Consider the following 25,383-nt stretch of genomic DNA (forward strand, 5'->3'; position numbering starts at 1 on the left):
TCTTACGACCTGCACATAATCTCTGAAAAACGGCTGGTTAAAAGCGGCATCATAGGATCATGATCCGACCTCCTTTATTCCGGCCACAAATGAACTTTTAGCAAAGCCTTATTTTTCGTTTATTTTTTTATCCGGACCTTCCTGCTTGCTGTCAAATTGTAAGTTCATCCGAACAAAAAAAGGTTGCTTCATTCAGCAAGGCTTTCGCTCATCAATGCTCCTATCAAAAGAGGCATAAAATCCAGAGATGGGGTCTTATTTTAAATACATAAAACCCTATTAGGGCATTCCACTTAACAAGGTTCCAATTGCCTCATGAATTTCACTTACTGTGAAGTTACAATGTCCATATCGATCCAACACCGGCACAGGAATAAATAAGGGGTTTGCACCAACCTTCGTTGCATATTCTCCCTGATGACTAAACAAGGAGACATGGTCGAATTCAGTATGCATGTATAATAGCGGAGTATACAACAGACCTGTTGTTTCATAGTTTGCGATTTCCTCTTTAGCCTGCTCCCAGTTTGGACGACAGATACGCTCCACCGTCAAGTTCAGCTTGCGATCGTTATCCGATCCCTCGTATTGAACGGGTGGGTATTTATTATTATACGGATTTCCTCCCAGCCTCATGATGGCATCATTGGTAGCCATGATGGGGAATCGCAACACTTCAACCAATGAACGAATGACATCTTCCGGCGCCTGGGTTGCCATGTTCACAGGAATACCGGCACAGGCAATAAACTGCCTGATTTTATTTCCTCCATTATACCTGTAATCGTTTTGAAGAACCTCAGCAATAGCCCTAGGCAACTCACCTGCTTCCCAAGCGTACATGGTATTTTTTGAAACTCCCCGTGGGCTTCCAATGTTGATGCCGCTCACGCTTGGCCCAAAGAAATACTTAAACAACACATGCGCATGACCATAATACTGTAGCTGATCATAGAAATTACCAATAGGACAGCAAGTGGCAATTGCGGCATCAAACAATCCGGGGTTCTGCTCAATGGTTAGTACCGTAATTAACCCACCTTCAGAAACACCGGCCAATAGCATAGCAGCTGGTTCGTCGTATTCAGACTGCTCAAAAAAAGTCGTCAGCAAACTGCGTAGCTGCAAAATATCCTCAACAGCATCGAGCACAACCAAGCCATTGGCCCGGTAGCTTGTTGAAGCATAACCTACAGGCAATGTTTGCCCCATATAATCGATGCCATTAAGAAGAATGTCCTTTATTTCAACCCCATCTATTTTATCGGCAGGCAGCGCTACCGGCTTTGTCACATCAACATAGCCATGCGCATACACAATTAGAATTTTAAGAGGCAGCGCATTCCAGCTTTCCGGAAGAACAATTTCATAGGCTGCACCATCCGGCAGGGCACCCTCGCTGTCAATCTCGGTGATATGAGCATCTTTCAGCGCTAAGTTCAACTCTTCTTCAGCTTCCATAAAATTTCCTTGACAACCCAAAAGGAATACTGACGTTAATAAGATGAGGAAAACGGGCTGCAATCTTCCCTTTTTTAAAAATGAAGTTTTCATGGCTTTTTATTTTATCAGGTAATAATCCTATACGCATTAGAGAAGCGATTGTTGGTTAAATCACCCGAATCAAGGAAGTTGAGCTCCTCCTCTATTCCGTTCAAAATTAAAACCAGGCCCCTTTACTTCTCTCAACCGATCGCTAAAAAACCAGAAACCGCTTCACACCAAACAAAAGGGGCTTGAAACTTCTACGCTTCAAACCCCATTTACTAAAAACCAACCCGCTGTGAAGTTGATTTAGTTTCCTCCCCGGTATCTTTTTTGTTGTCCGCCAACGCCATTTTGGGGATTGCCTTCACAATCTTCGGAATTATACTGAGCCCGGTTGTTGTTACCATTTCGGTTGGCATATCCATAGCCCAAGGCACAATTCCCGTTCTGCGAACCTCTTTCCATGGCTCCCTCAACAATTTCATTGAAGTAATCATCGGACAAGAGCAAAGGCTGATAGTAAACATCGTTTTGAGCCAGCACCCGGGTAAACGCACGCAAATGGTTGCGGGATCCCCTCAGCAGGTTCTCATAAACCAGCTGAATATCGGCATTGCTTGTTGCCTCCAACCGCTCTTCCAGGTCCAGGATATCCAACTCTTCAACATAAGCCCCCACTTTCAAGGCCTCTACCAAAGAAACTTCTCCCGATGTTTTCAGGTCTTCATACAATTTCTGAATGTCGGCATTGGCAAAAACGCCAACTTCATCCGGCGTACTGTCTTCAATTCCAAACAGGTCAAACAACCTCAGTACTGCAGCAACATGTGTAGACTCGCTGCGAGAGATATTTCCAAAGATTCGCCAATCGTACAAACCATAAAAAGCTTGATACAAGTCTCCTGCAAGTTTTTCCTCCTCACGCATCCAGATCAGTCCGGCCAATTATTCTTCCGACAATTCTGTTTCCTCACCTGCCAAAACAGCGTTCAACTGAGTGAGTTCAACAGAAGTGCTTCCATCCGCAGCAACTGATAGCAGAGACGCACTCTTCAGTTCTGCTCCCGTCATTTCATTTTCGGTACATGCTCCCAGAACACCAACCATTATCGCGATGATATAAGCTATTTTCTTCATGGCTTCCATTCGTTAATGATTACCAATTGCTATTCCGGCCACTTCGTCCCTGACCTCTTCCAACAGCCTGGCAATTGCCTCCGCCTTTGCCTTTAAAATTCCCCTGGCCGTTTCCACGTCTATTTCCGCGCACGCCATTGCATGGCCGGTTTCTGCCATTGCGATTTGCCTGAAACTGACGTTTTCCATTTCCCTGCAAAGCCAGGTATTCCTGCTTCTGTCCTTCATCCAACACGTTCAGCACCTGGGTGCGGTGTGTTCCTTTCGCCTTTTGCATCTTCTCGTACACCTGCTGCTTTTCTTCCAGGCTTGAAGTACTTCTCCGTTCTTTTCTGAAAGCTTCCATCTGAGTCTGATAGGTCTGTTCCAACTCCCCAATCTGCTTTTGCTGATCTGCTGTCAGGTTACTGATTCCATTCAAACATGGAAGATTTTTACCAGACTGTGTTTGTCCGCTTACACTGGTTGCCATGGCCATCGCCAAAACCAATCCTACTAAATAGTTCATTCGTTTCATCTTGATTACTTTTTAATTGTTCCGGTCCGAAAATTCGCCAGCAACTTTCCGTTTCTGATTACACCGTTCCTTTCAGACATCCGGCTGTTGCGTGTATTTTCTTATCCGACATGGATTGTTGTTTTCAATTGCTCATTCGGGAATTGGTCGGGCGCCTAAGATTTCTTCCCCTCCATCAGCAATCGGTTATTTACTGTTTTTACCAATAGGACACCGCTTGCCTGGAAAACTTGCGCAGGGCCATGCTTTTTTTTAGAAAATATTTAAATGCCGTTTAATGATTGAATTTCCGATTGAAAATAATGGAGGAGGGAATTATACCGTAGTTCGTTGTCTGGGTATTTTAAAACAGCTAAGCTTTTCGGGCTAACGGACTTCCGGATATTCAGATTGTGAATAACGCACGAATGAAGCAGGTCGAAGCACAAATACCTCAGCCCTTAGCCACTCCGGTCCTGGCTCCTGGTTCTTGACTCCGGCCTTCCCCGCTTACCTTCGCCCCTTGCGACGCATACCCCGCTGTGGAAGCTGGATGTTCTGGTCGTCAGAAATCAGGGATTGAAAAATACGAGCCAATTGCTCATTCTGCTCCGGCGAGCAGATGGCTTTCAACTCCAGAAAAAAGGAATAGGTAATTGTTTTCAACAGCTTATGCTGCTCGCCAATTAAAGCCGAAAGCTGCTCCAGCCGCAAGGTGTCTGATTCCGTCCGAACCATTTCAGCAACCAATTCGGCACGCAGGCGCTCCATCTCCCCCGTAACCGCTCTTGCTTCCCGGTTGAAATTCCGGTTGGCCTCGCGAAACAACACCAACTGGTCTGGTGTTAAGTCAAGCTGCTCCTTAAAAAAGCGCGTTCGTTGTTCGCCCGGCACCACCACCGATTCCGTTTTTGCCGGAAGCCGCGCTTCCTTCTGTGAATAATAGCGGAATGAGATGATCGTAGAAATATTGGTAACCAGCAGAATGATCACCAACCACATCCATATTTTTGCTTTTGTAAACATCACTCAAAAGTTAGTAAAAATTGTTCAATCGGCTCTTCCTGCAATCCATCAAAAGGCACCAACTCCGAAGTAAAGCGCACATCGGCTACTGGTTCTGCCGAGAATTGCTTACCCACAAGCGTTCCGAGACTAACCGCCAGCACAAGCAGCACCCCAAACAAAGCCGGTTGCCATACCCGGCGAGCAACTGAAGTCACCGGTTTTTCCATCCGAGCTTTTAGCCGGGTGTAAAAATAAGGATCATTCTCGGTGTATTGATCAAGCTTCAGCAAGGCCCAATCCTTCCGCAACTCTTCCAACAGCTGCCGGCACTCAGTGCAGCGGCTCAGGTGCTCGGCAACCTCCTGTTTTTCCGGAGCCGACAACGTGTCTTCCAGGAAAAACAGTAACTTCTCTTTTGTGGCTCGATGTTTCATTTCAACCTCCTTACTTCTGGTTTATTTGACACCAAACAAGTTAAAAACTTGCTGTCCTAAATGCCTTTTTTATAACACGCATACAACTTCTTCTGCAAATTGAGCTTGGCCCGGTGAATCAACGACTCGACAGACGAAAGCGACAACTGCATAATTTCAGCAATCTCCTGATACGACAAGTCGTCCAGCTTACTCAGGCTAAACGCAATTTTTTGCCGCTCCGGCAGTTCTTCAATGGCCCGGTAAATCCGCTCTTTCCGTTCCTGGTTCACCATATGTTGCTCCGGATGCTCTTCCACAGCGGCAATTGCTCCCTCCAGCACCTTTTCGGTACCAAACAAGGCATCACCCAGCGACTGGAAAAAATTGCGCCGTTTATGGTCCCGCTGAAAATTGAGTGATTTATTGACGGCGATGCGGTAAATCCAGGTCGACAACTTAGACTCGCCCCTGAATTTGGAAGCCGATCGAAAAACTTCCATAAACACTTCCTGGGCAAGATCCTCGGCATCGTACCGATCACGCACAAAGCTCAGGCATGTGTTGCGAACAAGCAACTGGTAATTGTCAACCAGCTGTTTAAAAGCTTGTTCTTCTCCGTTTTGTATGGCTCGAATTAACGCTCGTTCATCCATGGGGCAAAGTCCATTACCTACCAGACACAAGTTAGCAAAAAAACTTGCGGTGCATTCATAAACTTTTTTTAGTTCGCGGTTGTCAGTTGAGAGTTTTCAGTTGTCAGTTATCCGTTATCAGTTCCGTGAGTTCCTGCGTTCGTGTCTTCGGTTATCCGCTTTGAGCGTCTTCCTGAACATGTTTCAGGATCTGTTACTGGTCAGAAGTTGTCGGTTTCGATTAAACGCTGACAGGACCTTCTGACGCTGTCAGGTTATGGGTTACCGTTCACCGATGCGTTCTTTTCTCCTCCTTGTCAGGCGGGGAAATCGGCCTGAGCCGGACAATAGAGTTTCGTCCAACGCGAAAAGAGGTGTTTTTTAGTTCCTGCGTTCGTGACTTCTTGAGTTCGTGTTTTCCTCTCTTAGCGCTTTCTCTGCGGTTAGGATGATTATTGTCAGCATTAAGAAAACTTGTCCTTTTGGTTTGATCCAAAAGAACGAAAAGATCAAGGCGGACGATGCTTTTGAACGAAAACTACGGGTCAGTCACTCCCCGAAAACCAACTCCTCCCGTTGGTCGTCAAACAGGGTTTTCTTAGCAGGGCACGCGCGGATTCCTTCCCTGGTTTCCGGCTTCAAAACCCTCGTAAGCCAATCCTTTTCACCTGGTGGTGAAGTTGGGGAGTTAGGTTTTGCTAGCTTGGCCTTTGTACGTTCGTGTGTTTGTCGATTTGTTATGTTTGCCTTGAATCCCAGCTGCTTTTTTATCCTCTTAGTCGGACAATAGAGTTTTGACCATCCCGATCTCCAGTTTCCTTTTTCCGCTTTCCTCTCTGTCCGAGCTTGTTCATCGAACACACCAATTGTAAAGACCAAGAACAAACTGAATTTACTCATGCATATGTTTTGTAAAGTTTTGTAACTTGATCGGCCAAAGCTAAAAAGATCTAACAGACACCTATGAGAATAGAACTTCTACTAATACTCGTTATACTATCGCTTTCCTGCAAAAGGGAGCAACAAGCCAGCTATGAACCCTTCTTCGAACAGGCATTTTCCATTATTAAGAATGAATCGATAAAGAAGAATGAAACAGACTGGGAAAAGGTAAAAGAAACGATAAAAGATTCAATAACTCATTTAAACTCGAATGACGCCGTATATGATGCGATTGGTTATTTGTTAACACTTATTGATGATGGACACAGCTCTTTTGCTGATCCGCACACCCCCAACAAATTAACAATCGACACTTTTTCAGTTCCAACAATAGAATCGAGAATCATTAACGAAGATATTGCCTACATCAAACTTCCCGGTTTTACGGCCAATGATAGTCTATCGAGGCAATATGCTTTAAGTATAAGAAAGTCATTGCTGGAACTTGACAACACAGCCCCTCTTTCGGGCTGGATCATTGATTTAACCAAAGACCGGGGAGGCAAAATGTCAAATGAAAGCTTAGCTCTCGCGCCTCTCTTTGAAAATTCCTTAATCGGAATCTCATGCAATAACCAAAACGTCTTTCGGAATATTCGATGTGAGGATGGCTATTTCTATTTTGGCGAATTTAAGATGGACAGTCTTATTTATGAGTCACAACTCAAGAATAAAGGGAAAAAGATTGCCGTACTGGTTAGTGAGAAAACGTCAAGTGCAGGCGAATTTCTTGCACTTGCCTTTGATTTTCAGGAGAAGTCCAGAATTTTCGGGAGCGAAACCAAAGGGCTAACCTCGCACTGCCGGCTATTTGGGTTTAAAAGTAATGCCAAGCTGCTTTTGGCCGTTGAAAAATATTGCGATAAAAACAAAGCGATCATTCAAAAAGGGATAATTCCAGATGTTGAATGCCCCGAAGAAGAAAGTTTGCCCCAAGCAATTGCATGGATTAAAAGCACGCCCTAAAAGCATAGCTGGCAACAGCTCTTGCTGGTCGGATTTCCGTTCAAACTCCAGATAATTAAGGATAGGGGCGAAACCTGACCCGCAAGATGCACCAATCGTTATAGCCAATTATAAAATATAATCATATGAAAAAACTAACCTTTATTATTTCACTGCTGACGGTTCTAAACCTTAATGCCCAAACAATCGATGATTATCAACAAAAGTTAGAGGAATGTTTCAATGCCGGAGATTATAAGTGCGCTGAAGAAAATGCATTGGCCTCAATTTCCTTGGCTGATAAAAACTATAATAAACTACATCTCCTCTACTCGAATTTAGGAACAATTCAAAGGAGACTAGGAAAGATGGATGAAGCAATGACCTCATATAACAAAGCTTGTGAATTAAAATGCACTCCTTCAGTTTTGGCAAACAGGGCTTCTCTAAAAAGGCAAATGGATGATTTAATAGGTTCTTTGGAGGATTACAACCAGGCTATCGCATTAAAGCCAACGAATGAAGAACTGCTAATTAATCGGTCATTTACCAAAAAACTGCTGGGTGATACTATCGGAGCAGAAAATGATTTAGTCCTAATCCTTCAGTTTGATCCCGATAATTATAAAGCATTTACAAACCTTTTAAACATTAAAGTTTCCAAAGGTGAATACAAATATGCTTTAGAGAAATATGATGAGATGATAGCCAATCATCCCAACGAAGCTCTGCTATATAATAACAGAGCTGATGTCCATCTGAAAATGAAAAATTATGACAATGCTTTTAAAGACATCAACATGTCAATAAAGATGGCAAAAGAGTATGACAACGCCTATGTAACAAGAGCTGAAATATTTTTGGCGACTGACAATAAGAGGAAAGCATTGAGAGATTTACAGGAAGCGGTCAAGCTGGGAAACAAAACTCAACATGTCCAGGAATTAATTAAAGAATGCAATAAAAAAAAATGAATGACTATTGCATGCTGGAAATCTCATATAGGTTAAGAGGTGTGTCCTCCTAAGATTCCACATCGTAAAAACGCTAAAGCAGATAAACAAGTAAATTATGAAACGACCAGTCTTAGTTTTAAACCTAATTATTTATCTATTGCTATATGCATGCGGGCAAAACAATCCGAAAGATGATTTAACCGGAACATGGGTATTAGCCAAAAAAGAAAATGCAATCAAATCTCAATCATCCATAATCCCTATATCGAAAAAGAAAGATTCCGACAACAAAGAAAGTGAGCAAGAAACAATTATTCGATTCAACCCGAATTCAAGTGCGGACTTTAAACAAGGGAATCAATGTTTTAAAGCTAACTATTCCCACAAGGGCCATAAACTCACTCTCGGTTCAAACGAATTTAAAATTTTGAAACTTGATCCCGACAGTTTGATCCTGGTTGAAGAAAATCAGCTGATGCCCACAACTTATCATTATTTCAAATCAAACAAGGAGTTTGAAGCAGTGAATGAGCTTGAAAGTATCGAAGAAAAATACTCCAATGGACAATTAAAAACAAAAGGAGTTTATCTCAATGGATTTGAAGAAGGCTTATGGGAAGAGTGGTTTGAAAACGGACAAAAGAAAAGCGAACGAAAATTTAAAGAAGGTATTCCTGCTGGAACCTGGAAAGAATGGGACGAAAGCGGCAAGCTGGTTCGCGAACAAAAGATGGACTAACTACCACTAGCCTGAATTTCTTTTCTCCGACACACCATTCAAGCAAACTTGTCCTTTGGACTTGATCCAAAAGAACGAAAAGATCAAGGCGGACGATGCTTTCAGCGAAATGGAGGAATTGAATGTTGACTGTTTCATGAGTTCGTACGTTCGTGTCTACGAGTGTTCGCGGGTAGGTGCAGGCTGCTCTTTTCTCCTCCTTGGAAACAAAGGAGGAGTGGCACCGGTTTACCGGTGACGAGGTGGTTTTGTTGTTAAGACTTCCGTATAAACGACGCTTCTCATTTCTCTTCCGATGAAAGGAAACCGAAACAGCGAAAATCCCAAAACCCTTGATTTTACTGTCCCCTAGCCAGATCGGGCCCTCCACAGCCTCAATTGATGCTCCCATCGGGCTAATTTTTCAATTCAATTGGCAATTTTTCCTTTCCCTTGGTCAATTTTATGAATTCATTGGCTTCAATGACCTCCTCATTGGCCATTTTTTTGACTTCCCATGTGGGAATCGCTGCTCCCATTGGCCATTTTTCAAATTTAATCGGGGAAATTACCGATCCAACTGGCTATTCCTTTGATTTAATTGGTCGGGAAATGCGCCCCATTGGAAATTTCTCAACCCCAACTGGCAAACTTAAGCCGCCACTTGCCTATTTCGGCAGGGAGAGACACCGATTACAAATGCGGTGCTAGTGGGTGAAGCTTACTGATTGGATAACGACGAGTCATCTGATCAGTCGCATCACAAGCAAGCCTCCAATCCTATTTCATCCTTCGTTTGTTTTTCGTACAAACACCTGATTAGCAATATCAATTATTAGTGCTAATTTAACAGCACACTATGACGATGGATGGATTACTGGAATGTTGGCATTCATGCGAAGTACATAACAGAAGAGAAACAACGGTTGCTAATACACTCTCCCTCGTCTTAGCGAAGCGGTGCCGAGGGGTAAACTGCTTGTCGTTTGTAACGACAATACACAGACCAACTGCATTGAAAAACAACAATGAATATCTTTTAATCAATTTACAGTGCGGCGCGGAACTATGCGGATGAAAAAGGATTTGTAAATGTGCCAAACAACATTGTAAAAGGAGTTACAAACTCAAAACAGCTCGCCCTAGTGACCGCTACGCTCAAACAAGGGGGTAGAGCGGTTAATCAAAATTATTGATGAGAAAATAGATTACATCCCTAATAATCCAGTTGAAGCAGGATTGGTTTTCAGAGCTGAAGATTATTTGTATAGCAGTGCTGTGGACTATTCAGGCGGAAAAGGGGTATTGAATAATGTCATCGTTGTAAAGTAGCGTAGCGTCTAAAGGCCACGCGATACAATCGCGCGGCAGCGCGGGCGTCAAATAAACGCAATTTCTTACGTCAAAATTACGCCATATTGTGACATTTAAATGACGTATTAATTTATTATACTTGACGTAATATCTTTATAGCAGAGCTGTTACCTTTGTCTAAAATCAATCTCATTTATATCATAAAAATGAATTCACATACTAGAATAAAACAACTAAGAGAAAGTAAAGGATTATCACAGGAAGAACTAAGTGAGAAAGCAGGACTTAGCTTACGGACAATACAAAGAATGGAGAATGGAGAAGGTGTACCCAGAGGGAGTACATTAAAAAATCTTGCTTCCTCTTTAGATGTGTCATCGGATTATTTTTCGAATCTTCCGCAAGAAAAAATAGATAAAATTCAGTCCGTTCCGAATAATCCAGACAGAATTAAGATTAGAATTCCTTGGTATCTTATAGGTTTTGCAATTATTGGTGGAGCATTGGGCTTTCTTGTTGGAATAATATTAATGTTTATGAAATTTACATCTGATACTCAGCTGGAAGGGATATTAGCAATAACTATTTCTATTTTATTCGGAGCAATTGGTATGGTTATCGGAAATTATATAGAAAAGAAGAATCAATAAAATAAACGCAATCAATGCATTATATAAAAATTAAACGAATTGTACTTGCTTTCTTTTTTCTAATAACATGGAGTTGTACAGACAGAGAAGCAATAATAGATTCTTTAGAGACTGAAATTGACACACGTTCAATTCAGTTCAAATATGACAAATTTAGCGATGCTCAGAAAGAATCGGAAAAAATGAAAAGACCGTTATTAATGTATTTTACCTCTGACGGTTGTGGCTGGTGCTTAAAAATGGAACGCGATGTCTTTTCAGACACAACATTGCAAAATTTTATAAATGAAAACTTCATATGCTCCAAAGTCTATTTAAAAAGACCAGCTGCCGTAATGAAAACTAAGGACTATAAAAAGTTAAACAAATCAAAACTTGACTTTATGGATTTATACCATTTAGAGGCAGCTTTTCCTACCTTCGTAATTTTTGATACTAATAGCAAGCTAATAAAAAAGGAAAGTAAATATATGGATATTCAGGAATTTGTCCAATTTGCCAAAGACGGTTTATAATGGATGACAAATAAACAACAACACACATCGAGTGGACGGCTGACGGACTAATAGTCCGCCAGTGCGCCTCTCACACCACCGCCCATTTGGCGTAGCTTTCAAAAGTTATCAACAGGTATTAATTAAACCAATACGACAGTTTGACCACCAGTGCACGGTTGCGGGAGGTCCAGTCGCCGGTAAAGTAGTTGTCGGTATACACCACAAAAAAGTCGGACACCGGCGCATACCGCCATTGAAACCGCATATTCACATTCATGTTTTCAATCTGCTCGTTGTATTGCACAAAGCTGGAGAGAAAGACTTTATCCGAAAAGGTGACATCCAGCTTGGGGCCAACCAGCCACATACGGGTGGTTTCAAACGGGTCGGGCAAACGAATGTTGCTGTAGCTTAAGTTCATGGCAAAGTTCACATAGGGCTGAATGCGGTAGCCCACCATGCCTTCCAGCAAATCAATATCGCCATTAAAAAACTCCCCTTTGGTATAGGAACCCGACCACTTGAAGTTCTTCCGGTTGTCGGATTCGTATTCGAGCCAGCCCCCGCGGTAGCGGTATTCAGAACCTGCGGGCAAAAAAACATCATTTTGGTGGGTAGGGTCAAAATCCTGCTGAAGATGAACAAAGTAATCCAGGAAGCCGAACTTGGCTTTGGCCCGGCTCTCAAACTCAAACTGGTAACCCAGGGTTTGCTGGTGATCGATCTTATCAAAATCGGTGTCGTAAAAGTTTTCACTTTCCACAAAAATACCATGCGCCACAATCTTCTTGTTTGGCACCCAGGTATAGTTGAAGGAAGGCCCCAGGAAGTTATAGCCCGTGCGCCGCACAAAGCCCACTTCGGCCCTGTAGTCGGCCCCTACACTGGTTTGAGACAGCCCAAAGCCAATGTTCCGGGTTTTGTATTCCAGCGATGCGCCTTGCGCGTATTGCCCCCGGCTGTGCTCTTCCTCATCAAAGGATTGATGATAAAAGAACTTGCCATTCCAGGTATTGTCGCGCGAGGCCAAATTGTAGTCGAGCCCGGCCACCCGGTTATAGTCCTGCACACCGCCCGGCTCGTTGATGTTTTCTTTGTTCACCAAAATCACCCCCACACTTGAGCGGGCAAACAATTTGCGCTGCACCGAGGCCACCGCAAAATTCCGGGCGGGCAAAAAGGCCGTCTTTTCGGTTTGCATATCCATCAGCCCCAGCCGCCAGTTGTTATTCAGCTTGCCACTCAGCCGGGCACCAAACAATACCGGGGCATCCAGTCCAATGCGACGCGAGAAAAACGGCGTAACCACGTCGTAACCATAGCCGGCAAACAGATCGGAATTTTCGAGAAAGAATTGCCGTTTTTCAGGAAAGAACAATTCAAAGCGGTCCAGGTTGGTTACCTGCTCGTCCACCTCAGCCTGCGCAAAATCAGGGTTATAGGTCAGGTCCAGGTTCATGGAAGTGGTTACGCCAATCTTGGCATCAAAACCAAAATCCTTGCGATAGTCGGCCTTGGTGCCCGCCTCATAATCTTTGGCCACCGAACCATACACATAAGGAATCAGCGAGAACATGGTTTTCGATTTGGGCAGGGGCTCTTCCCATTCCAACACGCCGGTATAGGCCAGCGAGGCCGTTGGGAACTGCCGGGGCACCGGAGCCCACGACGATTTTTCGTTGCGCTTCAAATCGAGCCGGCTAAAATTGACATACCAGCGGTCGGTTCCGGATTTAAACCGGATGGAGCGAAAAGGAATGCGCATTTCAGTCACCCAGCGGTCGTCGTAATGCACGGTTTTGGATTCCCACTTACAATCCCAATTCAGGTTAACCGCACTTCCATCGTACATGATCCCATCCCATTTGGCTCCGGAAGCGGATGCTCCAAACGAAAAGCCATTGGTTTGATCCAGAAAAGTGTCAAAGAAAACCAGGAAGTTATCGTTGTTTCCAAAAACAAAATCGCGTCGAAAAGACTCCATGATTCGTTTGCCCGGAATGGAATCGTAAAACGTAAAGCCCAGGTAAAAGGCTTTGTCATCGTAGGTCATCACCACTTCGGTTTGTGCGTCGGCCAAGCCCGTATCCACCGGAAGTACCCGGGTAAAGTTATTGGCTTTGTCGGCCTTGTGCCAATCGGGCTCATCGATTTTCCCATCAATTTGAATGGGGCTTTGGGCTTTCCGGACTTGAAGGATGTAATCTTTGTTAAAGGTTGATTGAATGCTGTCGGGCTTCGATTTTTCGACACCCCAAACAGTACCGGCAAGGGCTTGCCAAAAGACAAACAGCAGCAGGATCTTTTTCATTACGTTAGGTTTACAGGTTCGTTTAGCATCGTAAATGTACAAAAAACAAACAAGTCCGAATCGAATTATAAATGGTATAATTTGATTCGGACTTGAACACCAAACGATCAGCAATCGCTAAAGCATATCTTCAGGCGGATGCATCAAAATGCGGTCGCCTTCCTGCAGACCTTCCAGCACCACGGTCATGCCTTTGTTTTCGGCTCCCAGCACAACGGGTTGCTTGGTCACTTTTCCGCCATGTCTCACAAAAACAACCTTTTGCAGGCTGTCGCTAAAAACAGCTTCCAACGGAATAACGGGCTGATCACTGTAATGATCAACAATAATATGATTGGAACAGGTCATGCCGGGTTTTAAGTCCTCATCACTCTCATTTAAGCGAATGACCACTTTAAACACCTTCATGTCAAAGCCCTGATGATCTTCACCGATGGAGGCAATGTAAACCACTTCGCCGGTATACGATTTATCCGGCAAGGCATCGAGGGTAATATTTACGCTGTCGCCTTTGCTGATTTTTGCTATGTCAATTTCCTTGACATAGGTTTCGGAAATCACCGTAGACATGTCCGGCAAGGTAGCCAGCAAGGGACGAAAAATACTGATCTCATCGTCCTTTGAGAACTTCCGTCCGTTCCATGAAGTCCCAAACATCACAATTCCGTCCTCCGGCGTAGTTATCCGGGTTGCTACAATGGCTTTCTGATAGCGGCCAATCAAGTCATTCAGGCGCTCCAGGCGTTTTTCATGCCGCTGAACCTGCATCTTGCGCCGGTTTTGCTCCAGCTGGTAGTCCCGGCGTTTCTTTTCAACCGCAATTTCGGCCTTTTGATAGGCCATCTGCGTTTTTCGCTGGTAGGCCTCCGATTCGTACTTGGATTGCTCCAAATCAATTTTATTGTATTCCAGATCCAGCAAGGCATTAGTAATTCCTTCGCGAAGCTGGGTCAGCCGGACGGTACTGTCGATGCGCGCATTTTTCAAATCGGCATCCACCTTTTCCTTTTCCTGCATCCGGTCCCGCATCTGGCTCGATATTTCAGTTTGATCCAGCTGCGCAATATAATCGCCCTTCTTCACGATCTTGCCTTCCTCTACCAAATCCACAATCTTCACCTGATAAATTCGCAATTCACGATCACGCATCGCCATGGGCATGTTGATTTCAGTGGCTTTTTCGCCCTTCACTTCGCCCACACTTTCAATGACGGCATCCAAACTTCCATTTCTTACCAAATAGCTTTTGCCACCCGACATCACCGTTTCTTCCAAAATAAAGAACAGCGCGATCAGCAACACCACCAAGACAGGAATCCCTCTTATCAATAATTTCTTATGCTTCTTCATGTCTCTTAGTTTTCAAGAATGTTTTCATATTCCTCCGATAATGGCTGCCCCTCAGCGAAGTCAAAAAGGGTCAGTCGGCGAATGGTGTAATAATAGCGCCAGTAAGCATTTAGTGCCAATACGTAATCTTTCCGGGCCCGTTCCTGGTCGTTGCGCGCCTGGTTCAGGTTGATCACATCCAGTTTCCCGATCAGGAAGCGCTGAAAAGCCACTTCAAATCCTTGCCGGGCAACGGTATCAGCCAAAGCAGCGTTTCGCACCTGCGCAGCTTGCAGGTTAAATTCCATAACGGTTTGGGCAATCTCCTGCTCAAAGTCAATGCGAGCCTGACGAACGGTAGCTTTCACCACCTCGCGGCTGTATTCTGCCATTTGGTAGCGGCCTTTACGGCGTCCCCAATCAACAATCGGGATGTTCACGCCCAGGCGAACACGCTGGCTTTCCCCCGGATTGTCATACACATTCTTAAACTCATCGGAAGACTGGTCGAGACCGTACTGCGCAAAGATACTGGTATTCAAGCCTGTTTCCGACTTGGCCTCGGCTACCCGTTGGTCCTCCTGTAGCAGGCGTTGTTTTTGATCCAGAATTTCGGGGTTATTTTGCAAAGCTTGTTCAATGGCCGATCCCGCCTGAACTTCCAGCTGAGGGAGCTCACTCGGAACCAGGCAGGAAATTTTGGTTTCCTTACCCAACCCCAGGAAAGAGTTCAGGTCTGCCTGTGCGCGCAACAATTCCAGCTTTGCCGTATTCAGTCCCTGCTCGGCTTGTAGTTGTCGCAACTGCAGGTTCAGCAATTCATCCTGTGTCACGGTTCCTACCTGAAAGCGCCCTTGACCGATTTTGTATAAGGTATCCGCACTGGCTTTGTTATTCTCTGCAATCGACAGGTTGATTTCTGCGGAAACCAGGCTAAAGAAGCGTTGTGTGGCTTTGATGGCCAGCGCCTCGCGCGATTCGATGAATACTTTCTTGGCTTTTTCGTATTTCAGCGGCTCAATCTTAGCCTGCCACTTCAGGCGGTTGTAGCCATTCAAATCCTGCTGATAACCAATACTAATGGGGGTCGATTGATAGGAGTCCTTCTGCCCGTCACCCAGGTTTTTCACAATCCCCAGGTCGGAGCGCAAAAACAGGCGACCTCCGGTTAAGCCCACATTCTGGTTCAGCGAAAGGCCAAAATCCGAGTTCAAATACTCGCGTTGAACGTATTCTTCCTCATTGGTTTGAAAGTTATATTCCCGCGAACGGTAGCGGTTAAAATCCAACGGGGTTGCATTCAGCGTTAAGCTGGGAAGACGGTCGGCTTTGTAGTACCGGTATTCCCAGTAGCTTGCCCGGAACATGTTTTCGTTCCGAAAGGCATCGAGCGATTGCTGCGAGGCCAGTTCAATAACAGCGTTCAGCGATAATTTCAGGTGTTGCTCCTGCGCCAAAGAGCTCAGAGAGATAGATAAAAACAGGAGTAAGGTATAAATGTATTTTGATTTCATAATATATTGGTCGTTTCAGGTTAATAACGGAGTGATTCTACCGGGTCTTTTTCAGCTGCCTGCTTGGCCGGGAGATAACCAAAAATGATTCCAACCGCAGCCGAAACGCCAAAGGCAATAAAAATGCTGAAAAAGGAGACGATGGTTTTAATATCAAACACGGCAGTAATAATTTGAGATAAGGCCACGCCAAGAATAATTCCGATGATTCCTCCAAAAACACTAATCAAGGTTGATTCAGACAAGAACTGCACAATGATGTCTTTTTGTGAAGCGCCAATGGCTTGACGCGTTCCGATTTCCCGGATTCGCTCCATCACCGACGCCAGCATGATATTCATAATCCCGATTCCTCCAACAATCAGCGAAATGCCTGCAATGGCACCCAATACCACGTTGAAAATGTTTTTGGTTCGCTGTTGTTGCTTCAGCAATAACTCCGGAATGGTCACCTCAAAATCATACATTTCTGAATGACGACGGAACAACATACGTTTCACCACATTGGCTGTAGCGTTGAGCTGTTCCGTTTCCTTCACCTGAATGATAATTTTACTGAGCTGGTTCAGGTTCTTGTCTTCATCGGCTGATGTTCCGCCGGCACTGCGCTGACGCGAATTGGCACGTTCCACTTCATCGGCCCGAACCAGCGAGCGGTTTTTAAAGCGAAGTAAGACGGTTTGCACCGGAACAAAAATTTTGTTGTCCGAACTGCTGATTCCCATTTCGTCGGATGCTGAAGCCGTAAAATCGCGTTTTTCAACAACGCCAATGACTTTCAGCCAAACCTGCCCGCACTTGATACTTTTACCAATCGGGTCTTCCTGGTTAAAAAAGACATTCCGGATGTTATCGCCAATAAGGCACACCGGCTGCCCCAGTTCGCTTTGTGTTTGGTTAAACACATCGCCACTTTGCAAGCCGATGCTGAAGACATCGAAATAACTGGCATCAACCCCTTCCAGCACCACGGGGTTACTCTTTCCATTCAGAATGGCCGAGTAGTTAAACGAAATCACCGGACTGACTTTATCGACTGCCGGAATCACTTCGGCGATGGCCTGCGCATCCAGCAGGCTCAAGCCTTTACTGAACTTTGACCGGGCAGCAGCACCATCCTCTTCGCCTCCCGATCCACTGCCATCGATACTTACGGAGGTAGGAGTCACCACAATGTTGTTGACTCCAACCATTTTAATTTGCTCTAAAATTTCCTGCTCAGCACCATTTCCGATGGCCATCATACTAATTACGGCGGCCACACCAAAAATAATCCCCAAAGCAGTTAACATTGATTTTAAGCGGTTATCGAAGATTGCCTGGATCCCGATAAGCACATCATGAAAATATCGTTCTATCCACATAGCGCTGTCTAGTTAGAGGTTGAACCTGATGAAACACCACCGGCACGTGCGGAAGGATTGCCGGGTTGCGAGTTCTTCTCCCCTGCTTTTTTGTCAAAATCATCCTTGGCCGATTTCTCCGCGGCCTCGCGCTCTTCCTTTTCCTTCAATAGGCGGGCATAAATCTCCAAGCCTTCGTACTCCAGTTCATCAATACCCTCAGGCGCGGCCAGGTAAACCACATCGCCTTCCTCAACGCCATCCTGAACCAACACATAGTTTTCATTGGCATCGCCCAGCGATACAATTTGCTTTTGTACATCTCCCCGGTGCAGTTTGTAAACATACTGAAGGCTGTCGTTGGTAAAAACGCTTTCCAATGGAATCGCCAAGGTGTCTTGCAGGGTAACCGCCTTAATCACATTACTGGTCGTCATGGCCGGACGTAAATCCGCATCTTCATCAAAAATTTTAATTTTCACCTCGAATACTTTAGCATCACTGTTAGGCATGTTTTGCCCCACGTTGGCCATTGAGATCACCTCGCCGGAAAGTTCCTTGTCCGGGAAAGCATCAACACCCACTTTTACAGGCAAGCCCACTTTCACTTTGGAAATATCAATTTCATTGATGTAGGTTCTGGAGATGAGGTTGGTCATATCAGGAATGGTGGCAATAATCGGGTTCCACATGGTTACTCGCGAGCCCACCTTAATCACCTCGCCCCATGGATGTTTGTAGTAGGTAAGCAAACCCGCCTTGGGAGCAAATATTTCCAATGAGTTATAGAGTACCTGAAGTTCTTTCAGGCGATCTTCGGTTTGGCGGTAGTTGATAAAACTCCGGGTTACGCGGTTTTCTTCCTGCTCGCGCTTCAGTTTATAGGCATTCTTTTCCTGCTCATATTTACGCAATGCTTTATCATAATCCATCGCTGCTTTTTTCTGAACCGAAGGCGACTCGTAAATGGATTCATCCATCACAATTTTACGCTCTTCCATATCCAGCTGTGCATTAATAATTACATCGCGCTGGTTGCTCAGGTTCAGGTTCGAATCGATTTTCGCATCCTGAAGTTCTGTTAACTGGGTTTCCAGTTGATCCTGCGTATTTTTAATGTTTTCCTCAACGGCTTTATGATCCAGCGTACCAACATAATCGCCGGAATCAACATAGGTTCCTTCGTCAATTAAGTCGGTAATGGTTAATTCATAAATCCGCAGGTTCCGGTCTTTCATTTTCTCGGGAATGGTAATATTCTCCGAGTTTTCGGATTCCAGTTCACCGGATGAATAAATTTGAATTTCGAAAGGTCCTTTCGCAACTTCTACCGTAATATCGGAAACAACCTTGTCGCTGCCTTGAAATACCAAATAGGCAACAATTAATGCTAGCGGGATAAGGACAATGAGTAAGATTTTTTTGTTTTTCATGAGTCTAAATGTATTAGCAGTCTATCAGTAAGTTTTATGATGAGATTTTATTCAATTCACGAATTCAATTGTAGGTTAATGGCAAAAAAATAGCCCTTTCTCCATTTTCATGAGAAAGGGATCAGTTACTGACTATAATCTCATTTAACAACAATTATGCCACTTGCCGTTAAAATCAGTTAATATTACCTAAGAATATAGTTGATTACATTCTTAGGTAATAAGACTTCAATTTGTCCGATAGGTTTAAATGGAAATGATATCCTTGATTTCACCAATGATTCGCTGGGCCAATTCCTGTGAAGCTTCCGGTTTTGTTGATTCCGCGTAAATACGAATGATTGGTTCGGTGTTTGACTTGCGCAAGTGCACCCATTCATTGGCAAAATCAATTTTAACACCGTCAATATCGTTCACCTGCTCGTTTTTGTACTTTTCTTTCATCTGTACCAAAACAGCATCCACATCAATATCCGGAGTCAATTCTATTTTATTTTTCGAGATGAAATAATCAGGATAGGTTTTCCGAAGTTCCGTGCATGTTTTGCCTGACTTAGCCAGCAAACTCAAAAACAAGGCGATGCCAACAAGCGCGTCGCGCCCATAATGTGAAGCCGGATAAATCACGCCTCCGTTGCCTTCACCACCAATCACCGCACCGGTTTCCTTCATTTTCTTCACCACGTTCACTTCGCCCACAGCTGAGGCCGTATAGCTTCCACCATGTTTTTCGGTAATATCACGTAAGGCTCGGGTAGACGACAGGTTGGAAACCGTATTTCCCGGAGTTTCAGAAAGAATGTAGTCGGCCACGGCCACCAAGGTGTATTCTTCGTTAAACATCGAACCATCTTCGCTAATAACTGACAAGCGATCAACATCCGGATCGACCACAAAGCAAACATCAATTTCGTTTTCTTTAACCAGACTGCAGGTTTCAACCAAATTCTCGGGCAATGGCTCCGGAACATGGGCAAAGTGTCCGGTTGCTTCTTCGTTGATTGGAACAATGGTCTTTACACCCAACGCTTTCAGCAAGGCTGGTATCGCAATTCCTCCTACGGAATTAACGGCATCAAAAGCGACTTTAAAATTGGCTTTTGCAATCGCATCGGTATCCACCAATTCCAGCTTCAACACATGATCGATGTGTGCCTGCAGGTAATCTTTATATTCAATCGTTCCAAGCTCATAGACTTCCGCGAAATTAAAATCCTCCGCTTCGGCAAAAGCCAGAATTTTAGCGCCTTCCTCAGCCGACAAAAACTCGCCATCGCCATTCAGAAGCTTCAGCGCATTCCATTGGGCAGGATTATGACTAGCCGTTAGAATAATACCACCGTCAGCTTGTTCTTTGACCACAGCCAACTCGGTTGTTGGTGTAGTTGCCAACCCAATGTTTACAACCTGGCATCCCATGCCGTTTAACGAAGCACAAACCAAAGCATCTACCATTTGACCTGAAATACGCGCATCGCGTCCGACCACCACCACTGGTTTATCTTTGCCGCTTGCTTCTTTTACCCAACGGGCATACGAAGCACCAAACTTAACAACATCCAGGGGGCTTAATCCATCGCCTGGTTTTCCTCCAATAGTTCCTCTAATTCCTGAAATCGATTTTATAAGTGTCATTCCAATCTATTTTGAAAAATTTTGTATTGAGATAATATGTAGTTACATGTAATTCAAGTAGTCGCCAATCAAGTTTTGCAAATCCTCATTTTCTTCAGATGGTTGCAGGTTTTCGATCAAATGCTGGTCATCAAAGGCTTGCAACTTTAATATGGTATGATTAATAATTGACTGGGGAAAGATGGAGTCCGCTTCAAAATGGTGCCGGAATTTCTCCAACATCAAAGCCGATTCATAGCACGAGCCAGGCAAGCGTTCAAACTGTTTTTCTCCCTCTGCCGACTTTCCTTTTGTCAGAAATAAGTTCTCAGAACAGTAATAAGCATCCGCCTTCTTAACAGACTCATGATCGGACAAGCCGTTGATAAAACCGACAATTAAAGCGGCTGAAAACAAATACGGATTGGTCGATCCATCGGCTCCGCGATACTCAATGGTTTGCCGAAACGAATAGTCTACCTTGGCCTGTTCCTGCTGGTTTACCATAGCCCCCAAAGGCAGCTTGTTGTTCCAGCCCAGCGGCACCCGAATCAAAGTTGACCGGTTTTGCTTTCCCCAACAAACGTATGCCGGAACTTCCCGCCCGGGCATGGAGCATAAATACGATATGGGAATGGTGTTTGCAAAAGCCGTTAATGCCGGTGCCAGTTCCAACACACCAGCCATCATGCGCAAGCTCGTAGCGGTTAACTCACCATTTTCAATCAGGCAGTTCTGCCCTTTCTGCTCGGCCAAGAAGTGAATGTGCATGCCACTTCCCGGTTGGTTTAGCTGAATTTTGGGAATAAACGTTACACTAACCTTGTATTTTAAACCCAGCATGCGCAGAATCCACTTGGCAATCACCAACTGATCCGAAGCTTCCTCGGGATCAACGGGGGCAAATTCAATCTCATGCTGTTCATAGTGTATTCCATCATGGGTAAACCGGCCATTTTCGGCATGTACGAAACGCACCTTACCGCCGCACTGCGCAATGAGTTTGATGGCTTCCACCCGAAGTTTTTCATGCATGGTAAAAGGTTCGGCACAATGATAGCCGTTACTCGATGATTCCACCACCTCTTCGGCCTCGCTGATCACGTAATACTCCAACTCCCCCATCATTTTAAGGGTCAGTCCAGTTTCGCGGTAGAATTGTTTTTGCGCTTTGCGAAGAATATTTTCCGGAGAGCTTTCCAGCGGCTGTCCATGCTTATCGTAAAACGAACACAGAATATCTACCGAAGGAATGCTGGCAAAGGGATTTAAAAAGGCTGTTTTATAACGAGGCACCAAAAACAAATCACTGGCATTTGCCTCGAGGTATGAAAAGATACTACTTCCATCAACCCGCTCGCCTGAAGATAAGATCATATCCAGTTCGTCATGCCCGGTAACCATAAAGTTGATGGTTTTTAACTTACCGTCTTCAGCAACATAGCGAAAATTAACAATTTCAATTTCCCGTTCTTCAATGTACCGAATCAAGTCATCCTTGGTAAATTCCGAAGCTGGCTTTTGAAGATATTGCACCAACAAGTTGGGGTTGTTTTGAATTGATGACATAGCATGCAAAAATTAAGTCATAAAAGTAGTCATGCCAATTGGAAATAAAAAGCAGAAGATCAATTTGAATGACCAATTGCAGCCTGCGGGAAACGAGTTGCAGGAATCAAGCATCAAATGACGCCGTGTATTCCCAATCGCAGCAGGCACAGCTAAGGACGAAGAAGCAAAGATAATATTCCTGTTATCGGAAGTCCCAGAAAAGGAAGTATTCAAAAACAATCAGTTCCGGATCGCTGAAACCAAACTCCAGGGGCAAAAGCCAGCGCATTTAACAGAAATCAGTTTCAGAGATCAGGAACCAGCAAGGCTGTTCAATTACTTCCGGCGGGTATTTCCCGGATAGACCTTCAGTGCTTCTTCCAACACTTTCAGTGCTTTCCCAAGGTCATCCTTGTTCAGCACATAGGCAATCCGAACCTGGTCTTTTCCATAGCCAGGCGTTGTGTAAAACCCAGAAGCCGGTGCCATAAATATGGTCTGATTTTCGTACTCAAAGTCGCTAAGCAGCCAGCTGCAAAACTTGTCCGAGTCGTCAACCGGCAATTGAGCAACCGTGTAGAAAGCCCCCATCGGAATGGGAGAATAAACGCCCTCGATGCGATTAAGCCCATCAATCAAGAACTTACGGCGGCTCACATATTCATTGTACGAGTCCATCAGGTAAGTCTCTGTTTCTTCCAGTGAGGCTTCGGCAGCAATTTGCCCAATCAAGGGTGGACTCAAGCGTGCCTGACAAAACTTCATTACGTTTTTGCGCACTTCCTCATTTTTGGTAATCAAGGCACCAATGCGAAGGCCACACTCGCTGTAACGCTTCGAAACCGAATCAATCAGAATTACATTCTGCTCAATTCCTTCCAGGTGGAAAGCTGAAATATAAGGGGCTCCTGTGTAACAAAACTCCCGGTATACCTCATCCGAAAACAAATACAAATCGTACTTCTTAACCAGGTCGCGAATTTTATTCATCTCTTCCTGGGTATACAAGTAGCCGGTTGGGTTATTCGGATTGCAAATCATGATCCCCTTTGTTTTTGGGGTAATCAGCTTTTCAAACTCCTCCAAGGGGGGCAAGGCAAAACCTTCTTCAATCTTAGCCGGAATAGACTTGATCACTGCTCCGGCAACAATGGCAAACGCTTCGTAATTTGCATAGGCTGGCTCCGGAACAATAATCTCATCGCCCGGATCAAGGCAGGACATAAACGCGAAAGTAACCGCTTCACTTCCGCCTGCAGTAATTATTATATCCTCCACATCAACCTGAATAACAAACTTATGATAGTATTTCGCCAACTTTTCGCGCAACGATAAAATTCCCTCACTCGGACTGTACTCCAGAATTTTGCGGTCAATATTCCGGATCGCATCCAACGCTCGCTGCGGCGTGGGCAAATCAGGTTGCCCAATGTTTAAATGATAAACTTTTCGGCCCAGCTTCTTGGCCCGGTCAGAAAGTGGTACAAGCTTGCGGATTGGGGAGTCAGGCATGCTGTTTCCCCGAATTGATGTTGTTGGCATGTTAAATAAACTATTTTTGCTAAGTCGCCAAAGGTACGATTATCAATCCTAAATAAAAACAACCCCTTTCGTTGAAATTTGATATTTTTTCTATCTTTTGAGTGCGACATTGTCAATTCACTGCCAACTGCTAAAACGCGATGCAAGTTGTTGAGCATTCAGCGCGTTTTCTTGTGATTTTGTCATGTTTTTCAAGCAATTAACCATTTACTTTTGAAAATAACAATCACAAACTAAACGATAAAAACATGAAAATTGGCGTACCTAAAGAGATTAAGAATAACGAAAACAGAGTCGCTTTAACTCCTGCCGGAACGGCGGAGCTTATTAAATGCGGCCATGAGGTTTATGTGCAAACCACCGCAGGTATTGGCAGCGGATTCTCCGATGAAACTTACCTGACAGCAGGAGCCAAACTACTTCCAACCATTGAAGAGGTTTATGCCATTGCTGAGATGATTATAAAAGTGAAAGAACCCATTGAGCCGGAATACGGACTCATCAAAAAAGGGCAGATTCTCTATACTTATTTCCATTTTGCATCGTCGGAAGTGCTGACACAGGCCATGATTGAACGCGAAGCCGTTTGTCTGGCTTATGAAACCGTGGAACTCAGCGACCATTCGCTCCCGCTGCTCATTCCCATGTCGGAAGTGGCAGGGCGCATGTCGGTGCAGGAAGGTGCGAAATACCTCGAAAAAACATATGGCGGATATGGTGTCTTACTAGGTGGAGTACCCGGAGTAACTCCCGCCAAGGTGCTAATCATTGGCGGCGGAATTGTAGGTACCGAAGCGGCAAAGATGGCTGCCGGACTGGGGGCCGATGTCACCATCATGGACGTCAACCTGAAACGTCTACGCTACCTGGACGACATCATGCCCGCCAACGTCAAAACCATGATGAGCAACGAATTCAACATCCGTGAAATGATTCAATCACACAGCCTCATCATCGGAGCAGTACTAATTCCGGGTGCAAAAGCACCTAAACTAATCACCCGCGACATGCTGTCGACCATGCGCCCTGGCACCGTGATGGTAGACGTTGCTGTAGACCAGGGTGGCTGTTTTGAAACCACCAAACCAACCACCCACGACCATCCTAATTTTGTGATTGATGAAGTCATTCATTACTGTGTGGCCAATATGCCGGGAGCTGTCCCCCGCACCTCAACACTGGCTCTGACCAATGCCACCCTTTCCAACGCCATTCAGCTGGCTAACAAAGGATGGAGAAAAGCCTGTCAGGACAATCTTCCGTTGCGAAAAGGGCTAAACGTGGTTGAAGGCAAAATTGTGTACAAAGAAGTGGCCGAAGCCTTTGAACTTCCTCACGTTCCGGTAGAAACGGTTTTGTAAAAGCAACAAGGCAATCTCATTTTGCAAGGTGGTGCTGGCTTTCAGCATCACCTTTATTTTTGGAACGATCAATCATTTTTGAACCGCCCGCCAATGTTGTTTACCCCGCACATAATCATTCGCAAACAGAAAAGCGAACAGCCCTGTAACCAATTGATTTTTCCATTCATTTTTCTTCCTTTCACA

General features: G+C 44.6%; 22 protein-coding genes. 6 read left to right on the forward strand and 16 right to left on the reverse strand.

Going from position 1 to position 25,383, the window contains the following annotated elements; genetic code table 11:
* Positions 1-279: 279 nt before the first annotated feature.
* The 7 genes from Q1A18_RS15205 to Q1A18_RS15235 form a co-directional block, all read right to left on the reverse strand.
* Positions 280-1,461 (reverse strand): hypothetical protein, encoded by a 1,182-nt coding sequence (locus Q1A18_RS15205; protein WP_299582382.1) that lies wholly within the window; start codon positions 1,459-1,461, stop codon positions 280-282.
* 333 nt (positions 1,462-1,794) lie between these two features.
* Positions 1,795-2,433: a DUF2202 domain-containing protein gene (locus Q1A18_RS15210; RefSeq protein WP_299582385.1), complete on the reverse strand. Its 639-nt coding sequence runs from the start codon at positions 2,431-2,433 to the stop codon at positions 1,795-1,797.
* Positions 2,434-2,625, reverse strand: coding sequence for a hypothetical protein (locus Q1A18_RS15215; protein WP_299582388.1), 192 nt, complete (start codon positions 2,623-2,625; stop codon positions 2,434-2,436). It lies immediately after the preceding gene.
* A gap of 19 nt (positions 2,626-2,644) precedes the next feature.
* A complete protein-coding gene (locus tag Q1A18_RS15220) occupies positions 2,645-3,142 on the reverse strand; it encodes a hypothetical protein (RefSeq protein ID WP_299582391.1) in 498 nt (165 codons plus the stop codon).
* A gap of 489 nt (positions 3,143-3,631) precedes the next feature.
* Complete coding sequence (locus Q1A18_RS15225; protein WP_299582394.1) at positions 3,632-4,147, reverse strand: periplasmic heavy metal sensor; 516 nt, start codon at positions 4,145-4,147, stop codon at positions 3,632-3,634.
* On the reverse strand, positions 4,147-4,563 hold the full coding sequence (locus Q1A18_RS15230) for a zf-HC2 domain-containing protein (RefSeq protein WP_299582397.1): 417 nt from the start codon (positions 4,561-4,563) through the stop codon (positions 4,147-4,149). Before Q1A18_RS15230 ends, Q1A18_RS15225 begins: the two co-directional genes overlap by 1 nt.
* Positions 4,564-4,619: 56 nt before the next feature.
* Positions 4,620-5,198: a sigma-70 family RNA polymerase sigma factor gene (locus tag Q1A18_RS15235; RefSeq protein ID WP_299582399.1), complete on the reverse strand. Its 579-nt coding sequence runs from the start codon at positions 5,196-5,198 to the stop codon at positions 4,620-4,622.
* A 942-nt stretch (positions 5,199-6,140) separates the two neighbouring features.
* Between Q1A18_RS15235 and Q1A18_RS15240 the strand changes: the two genes are divergently transcribed.
* The 3 genes from Q1A18_RS15240 to Q1A18_RS15250 all read left to right on the forward strand — a co-directional run bounded on the left by Q1A18_RS15240 (position 6,141) and on the right by Q1A18_RS15250 (position 8,759).
* Positions 6,141-7,085, forward strand: coding sequence for a S41 family peptidase (locus Q1A18_RS15240; RefSeq protein WP_299582401.1), 945 nt, complete (start codon positions 6,141-6,143; stop codon positions 7,083-7,085).
* 125 nt (positions 7,086-7,210) lie between these two features.
* Positions 7,211-8,038 carry a hypothetical protein gene (locus Q1A18_RS15245; protein WP_299582404.1) on the forward strand — a complete coding sequence of 276 codons (828 nt, stop codon included), beginning with the start codon at positions 7,211-7,213 and terminating at the stop codon, positions 8,036-8,038.
* 409 nt (positions 8,039-8,447) lie between these two features.
* Entirely contained in the window at positions 8,448-8,759 is a 312-nt protein-coding gene (locus Q1A18_RS15250; protein WP_299582407.1) for a hypothetical protein, read from the forward strand.
* Positions 8,760-9,154: 395 nt separating this feature from the next.
* Here Q1A18_RS15250 and Q1A18_RS15255 read toward each other — a convergent pair whose 3' ends face one another.
* A complete protein-coding gene (locus Q1A18_RS15255; RefSeq protein WP_299582410.1) occupies positions 9,155-9,277 on the reverse strand; it encodes a hypothetical protein in 123 nt (40 codons plus the stop codon).
* Between the two features lie 981 nt (positions 9,278-10,258).
* Here Q1A18_RS15255 and Q1A18_RS15260 point away from each other — a divergent pair.
* Together Q1A18_RS15260 and Q1A18_RS15265 are read left to right on the forward strand one after the other, a co-directional pair.
* Positions 10,259-10,702: a helix-turn-helix domain-containing protein gene (locus Q1A18_RS15260; RefSeq protein ID WP_299582413.1), complete on the forward strand. Its 444-nt coding sequence runs from the start codon at positions 10,259-10,261 to the stop codon at positions 10,700-10,702.
* A gap of 14 nt (positions 10,703-10,716) precedes the next feature.
* Positions 10,717-11,217, forward strand: a complete 501-nt coding sequence (locus tag Q1A18_RS15265; protein WP_299582416.1) for a thioredoxin fold domain-containing protein — start codon at positions 10,717-10,719, stop codon at positions 11,215-11,217.
* 118 nt (positions 11,218-11,335) lie between these two features.
* On the opposite strand, the gene Q1A18_RS15270 is transcribed toward Q1A18_RS15265, so the two are convergent.
* The 8 genes from Q1A18_RS15270 to Q1A18_RS15305 all read right to left on the reverse strand — a co-directional run bounded on the left by Q1A18_RS15270 (position 11,336) and on the right by Q1A18_RS15305 (position 23,836).
* Positions 11,336-13,510 (reverse strand): DUF5916 domain-containing protein, encoded by a 2,175-nt coding sequence (locus tag Q1A18_RS15270; protein ID WP_299582419.1) that lies wholly within the window; start codon positions 13,508-13,510, stop codon positions 11,336-11,338.
* Positions 13,511-13,627: 117 nt separating this feature from the next.
* A complete protein-coding gene (locus tag Q1A18_RS15275; RefSeq protein WP_299582422.1) occupies positions 13,628-14,860 on the reverse strand; it encodes an efflux RND transporter periplasmic adaptor subunit in 1,233 nt (410 codons plus the stop codon).
* Between the two features lie 5 nt (positions 14,861-14,865).
* Positions 14,866-16,353, reverse strand: a complete 1,488-nt coding sequence (locus tag Q1A18_RS15280) for a TolC family protein (RefSeq protein WP_299582425.1) — start codon at positions 16,351-16,353, stop codon at positions 14,866-14,868.
* 20 nt (positions 16,354-16,373) lie between these two features.
* Positions 16,374-17,717 (reverse strand): ABC transporter permease, encoded by a 1,344-nt coding sequence (locus tag Q1A18_RS15285; RefSeq protein ID WP_299582428.1) that lies wholly within the window; start codon positions 17,715-17,717, stop codon positions 16,374-16,376.
* Between the two features lie 8 nt (positions 17,718-17,725).
* Positions 17,726-19,129: an efflux RND transporter periplasmic adaptor subunit gene (locus tag Q1A18_RS15290; RefSeq protein WP_299582431.1), complete on the reverse strand. Its 1,404-nt coding sequence runs from the start codon at positions 19,127-19,129 to the stop codon at positions 17,726-17,728.
* A 246-nt stretch (positions 19,130-19,375) separates the two neighbouring features.
* Positions 19,376-20,764, reverse strand: a complete 1,389-nt coding sequence (glmM, locus tag Q1A18_RS15295; RefSeq protein ID WP_299582434.1) for a phosphoglucosamine mutase — start codon at positions 20,762-20,764, stop codon at positions 19,376-19,378.
* 42 nt (positions 20,765-20,806) lie between these two features.
* The gene (locus tag Q1A18_RS15300; RefSeq protein WP_299582437.1) at positions 20,807-22,312 is read right to left on the reverse strand and encodes a glutamine synthetase family protein; all 1,506 of its coding nucleotides are present in this window, start codon (positions 22,310-22,312) and stop codon (positions 20,807-20,809) included.
* Between the two features lie 318 nt (positions 22,313-22,630).
* Positions 22,631-23,836 carry a pyridoxal phosphate-dependent aminotransferase gene (locus Q1A18_RS15305; RefSeq protein ID WP_299582440.1) on the reverse strand — a complete coding sequence of 402 codons (1,206 nt, stop codon included), beginning with the start codon at positions 23,834-23,836 and terminating at the stop codon, positions 22,631-22,633.
* Positions 23,837-24,084: 248 nt separating this feature from the next.
* On the opposite strand from Q1A18_RS15305, the gene ald reads away from it, so the two are divergent.
* Complete coding sequence (gene ald / locus Q1A18_RS15310; protein WP_299582443.1) at positions 24,085-25,197, forward strand: alanine dehydrogenase; 1,113 nt, start codon at positions 24,085-24,087, stop codon at positions 25,195-25,197.
* Positions 25,198-25,383: the final 186 nt, after the last annotated feature.

Origin of the sequence: uncultured Sunxiuqinia sp., from assembly GCF_947495665.1 — a bacterium.
Taxonomy (GTDB): domain Bacteria; phylum Bacteroidota; class Bacteroidia; order Bacteroidales; family Prolixibacteraceae; genus Sunxiuqinia; species Sunxiuqinia rutila.